14 protein-coding genes are annotated in these 11,784 nt (G+C 47.6%); 13 read left to right on the plus strand and 1 reads right to left on the minus strand.

The window, feature by feature from the left end; translation table 11 throughout:
- The first annotated feature begins 67 nt into the window (after window positions 1–67).
- Complete coding sequence (locus IQ257_RS26710) at window positions 68–2,416, plus strand: cation:proton antiporter (protein ID WP_193880205.1); 2,349 nt, start codon at window positions 68–70, stop codon at window positions 2,414–2,416.
- A 117-nt stretch (window positions 2,417–2,533) separates the two neighbouring features.
- Here IQ257_RS26710 and IQ257_RS26715 read toward each other — a convergent pair whose 3' ends face one another.
- Window positions 2,534–2,806 (minus strand): Hfq-related RNA-binding protein, encoded by a 273-nt coding sequence (locus tag IQ257_RS26715; RefSeq protein ID WP_193880208.1) that lies wholly within the window; start codon window positions 2,804–2,806, stop codon window positions 2,534–2,536.
- Between the two features lie 27 nt (window positions 2,807–2,833).
- On the opposite strand from IQ257_RS26715, the gene dapF reads away from it, so the two are divergent.
- The 12 genes from dapF (at window position 2,834) to IQ257_RS26775 (ending at window position 11,590) form a co-directional block, all read left to right on the plus strand.
- On the plus strand, window positions 2,834–3,673 hold the full coding sequence (gene dapF / locus IQ257_RS26720; protein WP_193880211.1) for a diaminopimelate epimerase: 840 nt from the start codon (window positions 2,834–2,836) through the stop codon (window positions 3,671–3,673).
- A 99-nt stretch (window positions 3,674–3,772) separates the two neighbouring features.
- Window positions 3,773–4,093: a CU044_2847 family protein gene (locus tag IQ257_RS26725; protein WP_193880214.1), complete on the plus strand. Its 321-nt coding sequence runs from the start codon at window positions 3,773–3,775 to the stop codon at window positions 4,091–4,093.
- Window positions 4,094–4,096: 3 nt separating this feature from the next.
- Window positions 4,097–7,555 carry a HEAT repeat domain-containing protein gene (locus IQ257_RS26730; protein WP_193880217.1) on the plus strand — a complete coding sequence of 1,153 codons (3,459 nt, stop codon included), beginning with the start codon at window positions 4,097–4,099 and terminating at the stop codon, window positions 7,553–7,555.
- A gap of 230 nt (window positions 7,556–7,785) precedes the next feature.
- A complete protein-coding gene (locus IQ257_RS26735) occupies window positions 7,786–8,055 on the plus strand; it encodes a UPF0175 family protein (protein ID WP_193880220.1) in 270 nt (89 codons plus the stop codon).
- Window positions 8,039–8,488 (plus strand): DUF3368 domain-containing protein, encoded by a 450-nt coding sequence (locus tag IQ257_RS26740; RefSeq protein ID WP_193880222.1) that lies wholly within the window; start codon window positions 8,039–8,041, stop codon window positions 8,486–8,488. The genes IQ257_RS26735 and IQ257_RS26740 overlap by 17 nt, the downstream gene beginning before the upstream one ends.
- A 181-nt stretch (window positions 8,489–8,669) precedes the next feature.
- Window positions 8,670–8,921 carry a ribbon-helix-helix domain-containing protein gene (locus IQ257_RS26745; RefSeq protein ID WP_193880225.1) on the plus strand — a complete coding sequence of 84 codons (252 nt, stop codon included), beginning with the start codon at window positions 8,670–8,672 and terminating at the stop codon, window positions 8,919–8,921.
- On the plus strand, window positions 8,914–9,249 hold the full coding sequence (locus tag IQ257_RS26750) for a type II toxin-antitoxin system RelE/ParE family toxin (RefSeq protein ID WP_193880228.1): 336 nt from the start codon (window positions 8,914–8,916) through the stop codon (window positions 9,247–9,249). The genes IQ257_RS26745 and IQ257_RS26750 overlap by 8 nt, the downstream gene beginning before the upstream one ends.
- A 28-nt stretch (window positions 9,250–9,277) precedes the next feature.
- Entirely contained in the window at window positions 9,278–9,685 is a 408-nt protein-coding gene (locus IQ257_RS26755; protein WP_193880231.1) for a hypothetical protein, read from the plus strand.
- Window positions 9,686–9,714: 29 nt separating this feature from the next.
- Window positions 9,715–10,017, plus strand: a complete 303-nt coding sequence (locus IQ257_RS26760) for a UPF0175 family protein (protein ID WP_193880234.1) — start codon at window positions 9,715–9,717, stop codon at window positions 10,015–10,017.
- 134 nt (window positions 10,018–10,151) lie between these two features.
- Window positions 10,152–10,412 (plus strand): DUF4258 domain-containing protein, encoded by a 261-nt coding sequence (locus IQ257_RS26765; RefSeq protein ID WP_193880237.1) that lies wholly within the window; start codon window positions 10,152–10,154, stop codon window positions 10,410–10,412.
- A complete protein-coding gene (locus IQ257_RS26770; protein WP_193880240.1) occupies window positions 10,399–10,593 on the plus strand; it encodes a DUF2283 domain-containing protein in 195 nt (64 codons plus the stop codon). The genes IQ257_RS26765 and IQ257_RS26770 overlap by 14 nt, the downstream gene beginning before the upstream one ends.
- 640 nt (window positions 10,594–11,233) lie before the next feature.
- Entirely contained in the window at window positions 11,234–11,590 is a 357-nt protein-coding gene (locus IQ257_RS26775; protein ID WP_193880243.1) for a hypothetical protein, read from the plus strand.
- The last annotated feature ends 194 nt before the right edge of the window (window positions 11,591–11,784 follow it).

Consider the following 11,784-nt stretch of genomic DNA (forward strand, 5'->3'; position numbering starts at 1 on the left):
ATTGATATCTTTGTATCCTAAGAATAATAAGATTTAATGCTTTTTTTTCAGATAACATAACAAACCCGTGCAAGAAGACTTCCGACTGATCCTGGACTTCGTATCTGTTCTCGCTGCCGCCGCTGCTGGTGGGCTGTTTGCATCTCTGTTCCGTCAACCCGCCCTGCTAGGCTACCTCTTGGGAGGAATGATAGTCGGTCCTGCGGGTTTGGGCTTGATAAAAGAATTAGTTCAGATCGAAACCCTAGCCCAGTTCGGGGTAGCGTTTTTGTTATTTGCCCTAGGAGTTGAGTTTTCTCTGGGGGAACTGAAAAAAGTACAGGCGATCGCTTTGGGAGGGGGTGGACTGCAAATTACCCTAACCATTTTAGTCACCGCTTCTGTATCCCTGCTGATGGGTTGGGTAACATCACCCCCCCAAGGGGTTTTTCTAGGGGGGATTTTATCCCTATCATCCACTGCTGTCGTCCTCAAATGCTTGATGGAGCGTAACGAAACCGAAACGCCCCAAGGACAGGTAATGCTGGGGATTTTGGTGGTGCAAGACTTAGCATTAGGCTTGATGCTGGCAGTCTTACCCGCCCTAGATCAACCGGTAGAAGCGATTGGTATAGCCGTAGGATTTGCTCTATTAAAAATTGGCTTATTTGCCGCTGGTGCCGTGGCAGCAGGCATCTGGTTAATTCCTTCCCTACTAAGATTTCTGGCGCGTACCGAAAGCAAAGAGTTGTTTTTGTTGGGTGTGGTTGCTCTGTGTCTGGGAATTGCCCTTTTAACCGAACATCTGGGGCTTTCCATTGAAATGGGGGCATTTGTCGCTGGTTTGATGATTTCAGAGGTGGAGTATGCCGACCAAACCCTAACTTATGTCGAACCCCTGCGGGATGTTTTTGCAGCGCTATTTTTTGCGGCGATTGGGATGCTCATCGACCCAATTTTCCTGTGGAGCAATCTGGAGTTAATTCTCGGATTGGTTTTGTTGGCATTTGTGGGCAAGTTTTTAATCATAACACCCATTGTCCGAGTATTCGGCTACCCGTTAAAGACCGCAATTATAGCGGGTTTGGGTCTAGCCCAGATTGGGGAATTTTCCTTTGTGCTAGCAAGTGAGGGGCAGATATTGGGACTAGTTTCCCGCCCTGTTTATCTCTTGATTCTGGGAACTACAGCCGTCACTTTGATTGTCACACCGTTTGTGCTGCGCCTAGTTCCCATCGCCTTGACTTGGGCAGAAAATCTACCCCTGTTGAAGGGGTTCTTTGACTCAACAGAAGCTCCCCTAGAAGTGTCGGCAAATAGCCAACAGCTTCAAGATCATGTGGTAATTTGCGGCTATGGACGGGGAGGACGCAATTTAGTGCGACTGATGCAGGAACATAACTATCCTTCGGTCGTTATCGAACAATCAGAGGGGGTAGTCGCACAACTGCGAGACGCTAACCTTCCCTACGTTTACGGCAACGCCGCTAGCTTGCACGTTTTGGAAAAAGCGGGGGTGGAACGGGCAAAATCAATGGTGATTGCCTTGTCGGATGCGATGAGTACCCGCTTGTGCTTAAAGCGATCGCTGGAGTTGAATCCAAACTTAGATATTGTCGTGCGAGCGAATAAAGATCGCGATATCGAACTCCTCTATCAACTGGGGGCGCGAGAGGTAGTTCAGCCTGAATTTGAAGCCAGTTTAGAATTAGCCGCTCATTTGCTTGCTGGTGTTGGCTTGCCAGACTGGTTGATTCAACGGGAAATGGAGCAAATTCGCAGTTCTCACTATATGGATTTGCGTCCGGAGCAATCTCAGTCAGAAGTGGCGCGGGATTTACGCACGGCAACAGAACTGATGAACAGCAAGTGGTACTCCCTGCCCGAAAATTCACCTCTGACAGGCATGACGTTAGAACAAGCCAATATTCGCCGCTTAACGGGTGTCAGCTTAGTCGCCATTCGCCGTAGTGAGGGAGAGGAAATTGACTATCCTGATGCGAAAGCGATGCTCCAAGAAGGCGATCGCCTTTTAGCCGTAGGGGAACCCGATGAACTCGCCGCCTTTAACGAATTAGCTAAGGGTGAAGTCGTCATTCCTGGAACGAGTGCTCCCTGCCAATGGTTACTCGTGCCAGAAGATAGTCCAGCCCACGGCAAAACGCTGTCCGAACTTCATTGGCGGCGTCAGTATGGAGTGCAAGTACAAGCCATTCGCCGGGAAGGAAAGTTTATCCGCTTTCCCGATGGTAGTGCTGAAGTTCGAGAGGGGGATCACCTACTCTTATGTGGCGGCAGTTATCCCCTAAATCAGTTGCAGGAGTGGCTCGTACCACCGCCCGAAGATACTATACCAGTGATTCCCAGCCTCAAGGCAGTGGCGAATGATACCGTGCAAGAACGCCAACCTGTAGACAATGGGAGAATTAGCGATTAGTCATTGGTGTTGTTTATACAAAGGACAATTGACATAGACGCGCAGGCGGCTTCCCGAAGGGTAGGACAAACATCCGTTACGTCCGTTATCAAATCCGTTGCCCTAAATAACAAATGACTATTCTGCACTCATCACTTCATGGGATTCAAACACCTGAAGGGAACGATTTCCCCCAGCACCATTTTTGGGCTTGATATACGCTATGGCATGATGCCAGATAATAATGGGTTGATCCGCTTCATCGAGGAAGCACAAGCAGTCTTGATCCTGCCAGCGTATCCTACCGATGAGTAAATCATTGGTTATCAGTTTGAGTTCAACCTCTGTTGCCTCTTTAATGAAGCCTTGAATTTGACGAACGCTGGGTGTGCCGGTTTGAAATTCAGTCATAATCTATTTTTTAAGTAGGAGAAATTAATGGTAATCGAATTTACAAAATATCACGGTCTGGGCAACGACTTCATTCTGATTGACAATCGCGCTGATACCGAACCCCTACTCACCCCAGAACAAGCCGTGCAGTTGTGCGATCGCCACTTTGGGATTGGTGCCGATGGTGCAATCTTTGCCCTGCCGGGGCAAGAGGGTACTGACTATAGTATGCGGATTTTCAACTCCGATGGATCGGAGCCGGAAATGTGCGGCAACGGCATTCGCTGTCTGGCACAATTTATCGCCGATTTGGAGGGAAGCAGCGCCAAAACTCAATACCGGATTCATACCCTAGGGGGTGTCATGACTCCCAAACTGGAAGATGAGGGTAGAGTGAAGGTGGATATGGGAATGCCTCAGTTAATGGCTGCCAAAATCCCGACAACTCTGGCTGAGGCTGAACAAAAAGTTATTGATGTCCCCTTGGAAGTGGCAGGGCAAGTCTGGAGTGTTACCTGTGTCAGCATGGGCAATCCTCACTGCATCACCTTTGTTGAGGATGTTGCTGCTATTCCTTTGGCAACGTTAGGTGTACAGTTTGAGCATCATCCGGCTTTCCCTAAGCGGACGAATACAGAATTTATTCAAGTCGTGCGCCCGAACTATTTGAAGATGCGAGTATGGGAACGGGGTGCTGGGGCAACAATGGCTTGCGGTACGGGTGCTTGTGCTGTTGTGGTGGCTGGGGTATTAACTGGAAAGAGCGATCGCATCTGTACGGTAGAACTTCCTGGTGGTTGTCTGGAAATTGAATGGTCAGAGGTAGACCAACGAGTATACATGACAGGACCAGCGGAGCGAGTCTTTACGGGCAGGATTGAGTGATTGCGATCGCCTATAATTAGTCAACTCTTAAGCCGTTCCGGTTGCTCAGGCAAACCCCAACAGCGTTGATATGGCAATTCAATTGAGGAGACACATTAAATGAGCTTTGCCGAATCCCGCAGTGATACGGTTCCAGTTCAGCTTCCTAATGGCGCGATCGTAAAATTTGAGGTGACAACCACGGGACGAGAGGATGTGAGCTTTGACTCTAAGCAGTTTCAGCCTGTCGCTGATGCGATCGAGGGTGTGGTGCAGATGATCGCGGCACCGTTGCAAAAGGTGAAACCCAAGAAGGCGACGGTGAAGTTTGGTATGGAACTGGCAATCGAATCCGGGCAACTGACGGCAGTGATTGTAAAAGGTTCCGGTAAGGCTAATCTAGAAATTACGTTGGAATGGGAAGCCCAGCCTAAAGCTTAAACCATGAGCCAGTTAGAGGAGCTACTGCAACAGTGTACAGTAAAGCTCACCCTTCCTGGGGGATGGGGTACGGGCTTTTTTGTGGCTCCTGAGTGGATTCTTACCTGTGCTCATGTGGTGCAGGAGGTGAAGGGTGAACCTGTTCGAGTGCGGTGGCAGAAGCAGGAGAATTGGGCAAAGGGGGTGGTGGAGCGATCGCTCCCTGAGCCGTATGATTTAGCTTTGTTGCGAGTGACGCCCCCTGCTGATGCCAATCCGCCTTGTGTGTATTTGGATGTAACGATTCAATCCCGCGACTCGCTCTATCTGTTTGGTTATCCTGATCAAGATTTTCCCAATGGTTGTCCGGTGACGTTTAACTGTGAAGGGTTAACGGGGGATGAGCCAGCATTAATTAAGTTTAAATTGGGACAGGTGCGACCGGGGATGAGTGGGGCACCGTTGCTGAATCAGCGCACGGGTAAGGTGTGTGGGATTGTGAAGTTTACGCGCGATCGTTCTTTTGATTTGGGGGGTGGTGCGGTTCCTACTCGTGTGATTTTGGAGCAGTTTCCGGAACTGGTGGAGCAGCAGCGATCATTTCATCAATATGATCAGCGCTGGAGTAATTTAGTTGCCAAGCCGTCTGATATTGATTTTCAGCCTTATTTGAATGCGATCGCAACCACCTATGAGAAGTGGTGGCAGCTTTACACGTTGACGGATGCTGAAGGCAAGCAACGACAGTCGCAGGACGTGGCACCAATTTTTGACTTTGGGTTGATGGTGCAGACGGTGCAAAAGGAGGAGCGAGAACAGCGACAGGAAGGGAAGCCAGAGAAAGAGAAGGTTGAGCGCTTTTCAGTATTGGACGGGTTGCGGAAGTATGCCCTAGGGGAGAAGCTGGAGCATTTATTGTTGGTCGGGCGACCAGGTTCGGGCAAGTCTACCGCATTGGCACGGTTGATGTTGGAAGAAGCGACGACCCAGAAGTCGGAGTTTTTGAAAAACTCCGACTTCTCAACCCACTTGCCTCGTATCCCAGTTTTGGTGGAACTGCGATATTGGCAAGGTTCGATCGCCCAATTAATCATCAATGCGTTGACTCGACATGGACTTGCGTTAACAGGGGAACAATTGGAAACGGTTTTGCCCCAACTACTCATCCTCTTTGATGGAGTGAATGAGTTGCCGTCGGAGGAAGCGCGATCGCAGCTTTCAGCCTTTCGGCGCAACCATCCCAAAGTACCGATGATCTTCACGACGCGGGATTTGAGCTTGGGGGGAGATCTGGGGATTGAGAAGAAGCTGGAAATGCAACCGCTCACCGAAGCGCAAATGCAGGCGTTTATTCGAGCATACTTGCCAGAGCAAGCGGAGGCAATGCTGCGGCAATTAAAAGATCGCTTGCGAGAGTTTGGACAAACGCCGTTGCTGCTGTGGATGTTGTGTCAATTGTTTCAGCAGACTTCTGATAAGCAATTGCCTTCTAACTTGGCAGGCGTATTTCAGGCTTTCACAGCCATGTATGAAATTAGCAGTGTTCGTAAACACGAAGTCGCGCTATTAAAAGGAGATGTCAGACCGCTGAGCGATCGCAGGCTGTGGAAGAAGGCTTTGAAAGCTTTAGCGTCAGTCATGATGCAAGGAGAAACTCCTGTTGGTTTTCGAGTGGTGATTCATCGAGATGAAGCGGAACGAGAATTAAGCAAAATTTTCCCGAATGAGCAATTCCCGGTTCGAGATATTTTGGATGACTTACTCAAGTATCATCTGTTGCAAAATCGCAGTGTAGACCAAATCGAGTTTCGCCACCAACTAATTCAGGAATATTATGCGGCAGAGGTATTGCTAGAACGGTTGCCAGAGTTGAGCGATGCGGTGCTGAAGCGGGAGTATCTCAACTATCTGAAGTGGACAGAGCCGATAGCGTTGATGTTGGCGCTGGTGGATAAGGAAGCCCAGGCGCTACTGGTGGTGCAACTGGCGCTGGAAGTGGATTGGATGTTAGGGGCGCGGTTGGCGGGAGAGGTGAAGCGGGAGTTTCAGGCGCAGACGATGGGGATGGTGGAAGCGTTGGAAGTACCGGACTGGTTGAAAGGAAAGCTTTTAAAGCAAGTCCAATCAACTACTTCTTTATCAGAAAGTGAATCGGATTATTCTTGGGAGAAGAGGCTTCAGGAAAGAATGAAACCTGAATTGATCTCGGATGAGAAAATCATAGAACTATGTTCACTCATCGAAAATGAATCACGTTGGAAAGCTGCTTCCGAATTTGAGCGTTTAACAGGCTGGGAATCTAGTGGCTATTCAAGAATTTTATTAGGTCAAAAAGCTATTACACGACTACTTAATCTCATTAATCATATAGATTCTGACGTGCGTTGGTGCGTAGCACATATTTTACTAATTATTGGCGATCGCCGTGCTACTCAAGGATTACTCAGACTATTGAAAGATCCCAGTGATGATGTTCGGAAAAGTGCCGTTATAGCCTTGGATAAAATTGGTGATGAGACTGCAATACCAGACTTAATTGAGTTTCTCAAAAATCCAAGCAATAACGTTGATAGAGTTCACGAATTACGTCGGTTTGGATCTAGCGCATTGGCTAGCATAGGAGGGAAGCAAGCTCTCATCGGTTTACTTTCCCTTCTCGAACACCCAGATGAAGATGTACGTTGGTGTGCCATAGATGGATTAGGTGACATGGGAGATAAAGATGCGGTCATAGGTCTTATCTATGGATTGCGAGATTGCAGCAGTAATATTCGTAGTAAAGCAGCCTATACACTTGGTTTTATAGCGGATGAGACTGTTGTTCCAGAATTAATTAGTTATCTCCAATGCGTTTTAGAAACATCTGATGGCGAATGCTGGAGCGTAATAGATGCCTTGGGAAAAATCGGCAGTAAAAAGGCTATACCGGAACTACATCGTTTTTTAGCAAAATCAAACGGTTACAAGGAAACAGCTATTTTTGCCTTGGGTAAAATTGGTGATGAGAGTGTAATTTCAAATCTGATCTATATTCTTCAAACGTCTAGTTTAGATAGTAAAGGAACAGCAATTGCAATACTAGGGAAAATGCAAGCAGAGCCTGCAATTCCATATTTTCTTGACATTCTTGAGAATGATCCATACGTGCGAAGCCGTAATAATATTGCAGGTATCTTGGGAGGCTTCCAGAAAGAGCGTGCTGCCCACATCCTCCCCGACCTCCTCGCTCTCCTCCCTACCGAATCCGGTCAATATGCTTTCCGTGCCATCCAAGGCATCCAAGCCAACTGCAAATTCTACAACTATGAAATCTGGTGCGAAGCAATTCAAAATGAAAAATTAGAAATTAAAAATGGAGAGCAAGGGGCTTCAGTTGGGGAAACAACCAATATTTTCAACATCGAAACCTTCAACGCCACCAATGCTGCCCTTAATCTGGGCGGTACTATTCATGGCGATCAAAGTGGCACCCAGAACCACTAACCCAAATCTTAAAATAAACCCATAGCGCTAGGGAATCATCATGCAAATTGTCCTCGACCTCCCCGACAGCCTCACCCAAACCGACACCTTCAACCAGAGCGACTGGCTGCGGGAAATTGCGATCGCCCCTCCACAACCAACCCAGTTATCTATGATCTAAGAGAAGCCCCGATCACCAATGTTGCCCATGAAGTTCACGGCAACCAAATCGCACAACCAGAAGAACTCCCATGAACATCCCCCTCCCCGAAGACCTAGAACACCGTCTTCAGCCCCATCTCTCCCAACTCTGCCAACGCGCCCTCGAAGCGATCGCCCTCGAAGCCTACACAAATCGCTTAATGAGTGCTGCCGAAGTCCAAGCTCTGCTTCAACTTCCCTCCCATCTTGCCACTGATGCCTTTCTCAAACAGCACGGAGCCATTCACTCTCTCACCTTAGAAGACGTTCAGCAAGACATTCAAACCCTTGATCGAGTTCTTCATGATCGTTCTTTGTGACACGTCTCGGATTTGCTACCTTATTCTCATTGGTCAGATTGACTTACTCCCCCAACTCTTTCAATCCGTTACCATTCCAGTTGCAGTTCGCAATGAGCTGTTGAACGAGGAAGCTGGCAGCTCAATTCATGAGTGGATGGAGAATCCTCCCACATGGCTAAATATTCAGACTGTTCCTCAACCCCTGCTCTCATTGCCCAATTATCTCGGTGCTGGAGAACGCGAAGCAATCTCTCTCGCAGTCTCGCTTCAAGCTGATTTAGTCATCATTGACGATTTGGATGCTCGAACTGCCGCTCAACAACTCAATCTCCCGATCATCGGCACCCTCGGCATTCTATACCGTGCCGGAATTACAGGACTCATCGACTTTCCGAGTGTGATCGCTCAACTTCAACAAACCTCCTTTCACGTTTCCCAAACTCTCGTCTAACAACTTCTTCAAGACTATTACCGCAATGTCCAACGCCCCTAAATTTGATCTCCGTGGTGCAAACATTGGCAACCTTGCCGAAAACAATGTCTGGGCAAAAGGTGCGATCGCCTTTCTCGAAGGTATCAGCGAAGATGTGAAATAACCATCATTAAACATTGAACCCAGTGGACTCAAAACCATGCAAATCACGATCGAGCTTCCCGAAAACCTTGCATCCTACTTCCAAGCCCAGCTAACCAGTGAGCAATATCCAACAATTAGCGACTACATTCAAGCCCTCATCATCGAAGACTTGACCCGCAAAGCCCAGCTAGAAACTAAATTGCTCGAAGCCCTCGACTCTCCCGCCACCCCCATGACCGAAAACGACTGGGATCACATCCGCGCCGCCGTTCGCCAAAACCTCAGTCAAGCCAATCCCGATGCCTAAACTGAACAAACGCGCCGTCGTCATCCAAGACTTGATCGATATTGCCACCTACATCAGCCAAGACAACCTCGACGCAGGCGACAGATTCTTATACGCCGTCGAAGCCACTTTTCAGCAGATTGCCAAACTACCAGGCATTGGTCGGTTCAGTGGCTTCACCCACCCCAGACTCACCCAAGTCCGCCAATTCCCCGTCAAAGGCTTCAAAAACTACCTGATTTACTACCAAGTCCAAGAAGACATCATCGACATCATGCACGTCTTCCAAGGCTCCCAAAACATTCCCACCATTCTCCAGCAAGAACTCAAAGAAGAAGACCAAGAATAATTCCTACCTATCCAGAAGACTTTTACCCATGCCAGGAAAATACGATAACGCCTTCCCCAACGCCCAAAAAGTCCAAATCTTCGAGCAAGTCGAGACCTACATCGAAACCCAAAATAATACGACCAATCAACAAACCTTCGAGATTCTCCTCGCTGACTTCCAAGACTTCCTTACCCATCGGCAAACTCAACATCCTGCGGTAACTAGTCCCGAAGCCGCTACCCAAACCATCACCGTCCAAGCCAAACAGCTTCCTCCTGCCCATTGGCAAAATTTCCTCACCCTCAAACGTTTGTGGAACGGCAGCAAACAAGCAGGCATCAAAGTTGGTGAACACTTTGTTGAATCTAACCCATGGGGCAAAGGGGCGGTGGCGTTTGCCTGTGCGGTAGCACGTATCGCCTTTCTCGAAGGCGTCAGCGAAGATGTGAAATAACCATCATTGAACTCAGGGGACTCAAAACCATGCAAATTACCATCAACCTCCCTGACAACCTAGCCCTCACAGAATCAGACCTGCGCCGAGAAGTTGCGATCGCACTCTTCCAGCAAAACATCCTGCTCATCGAGCAAGCGGCTCAAGTCATTGCGATAGATGTAGACGATTTCTATCAAATCCTCGTCGATCGAGGTATCCTCACCCCCCCAAGCGACTCTGACGACGACCCCAATGAACTCATCTTTGCCCATTTGCGGATCTCCTTACAACAAGCCAAAGAAGGCAACTTGAAGCCCGTCTCTGAACTCTGGGACGGTATTGATGACTGAGGAAACACCCAAGAGATCAAGGGTTTCGGGAGATTTTAGAAGGAATTCGAGAAGTGGCAATAGAGGTAAGATTTGTCAAGGGAAGAGATTAAAATAGTCAAGCTAACGCCTGTGATTAGCCTCAACAGCGAACCATGGAAGAAATTCGCTTTAGTGAACACTCACAACTCAAGATAGAGATACTTGCTAATCACGGAATCACTATCAAGCCAGAATTCATTATTGAAACAGTTCGTTCACCCGACAAGCTAGAACCTGGAGAAGAAGACAAACAGATTGCTCAAAGGCGATTAGACGAAAACCGAGTATTGAGAGTAGTTTACCGAGAATTCAATGCATTCATTTTGATCATTACCCTTTACCCCGGCAGGAGGTCTAGATATGAAAAAGATTAGCTATAGCAAAGATGTCGATGCTCTTTTAGTTGAGCTATCTGAAGACCCCATTGCCTATGCTGAAGAAGAAGGTCAGGTTATTTTGCACTATTCACACGATGAAAAACTGGTTTTAATCGAAATCTTGGACTTTCGACGTTTTATGTCTGAAGAAGCTGTCACGGCGCTATTAGCGTCCTGAATTCCGTAATCCCGAACGCCACCTGCAAGCCATCAAAGCCACTCTTGGAGAAGTTGTCAAACACTACCTCGAAGAAAGCGTCTGGGCAAAAGCGAGCCTTACCTATCTCAACAAACTCAGCGAAGAACCCAATCATGGAGCCTGAATCAATGCTTGATTAGGTTATCCCCTCCATTGAATTGGGGTTGACATTCATCGCTAAGGGGTTCGTGTTCCAAAGGAAAGAGAACTCGATACTAACGAACGGGTTCCCGTTTATTGAATTTGGGTTCTTATTCATAAGGAATGCTTTCGCATTACAAAGAAACCTTAAAGCATTTATTATAAATGGAGTCCCATTTGTTGAATTTGGGTTCCCATTCATAAGAAACGTTTTCTAATTTCAAAGAAACGTTAAAGCATTTATTATGAATGGAGTCCCATTTGTTGAATTTGGATTTTCATTTCTAAGTAACGGCATCATTGACTCAAACAACACCGACTTCATCCTCAATCCGGTGAAGCGGTTGCTTGATGATAACCGCAAGATTACGGATCTAGTTGGCACTCAATCTTATTTCAACTCCGTAGATCCATCGATTTCAAAGCCTTTGCTAATCTGCCATCGTGAAAGAGTTAATTCCGTAAAGAGTGCATTGACATGGCTAGAACAAAGCGCAGTTCTCAGGTTCTGGAAAAAGCCCAGCATCGTTGTGCCGGGTTAAAGTCAATTAGCGTCACGCTCGACTTAGGCGAGGGACTAAATATAGAGAATTATCTGCTGTTGATTGATAGCTTACGCTCTCAATTAGCAACTTACAACGAATCGCTATCAATCGTAGATCGGGCAGGCAGTACAGTACAAGACATCGAGCAACAGCTCAGAACTCTTTCGGAGCGGATGTTGATTGCCGTTGCTGCCAAATACGGTAAAGACAGCTACGAATATGAAATGGCAGGGGGTACTCGTAAGAGTGAGCGTAAGCGTCCTACCCGTAAAAGTCAGGTCAGCGCCTAACGAGCTATGATTACGCCATATCACTAACGTTATCCTGCTGAAATATAGTTTTCTGGCAGGTTTATATTTGGATATAGAAGTAACACAATAGGTGAAAGAAGCGATCGCACTCACATCTTGCACCACCCCCCTAGCCCCCCTTAGTAAGGGGGGAACTTTAGCTCCCTCCCCTTGATAAGGGGAGGGTTGGGGTG

This window comes from Coleofasciculus sp. LEGE 07092, assembly GCF_015207375.1.
Taxonomy (GTDB): Bacteria; Cyanobacteriota; Cyanobacteriia; order Cyanobacteriales; family Coleofasciculaceae; genus LEGE-07092.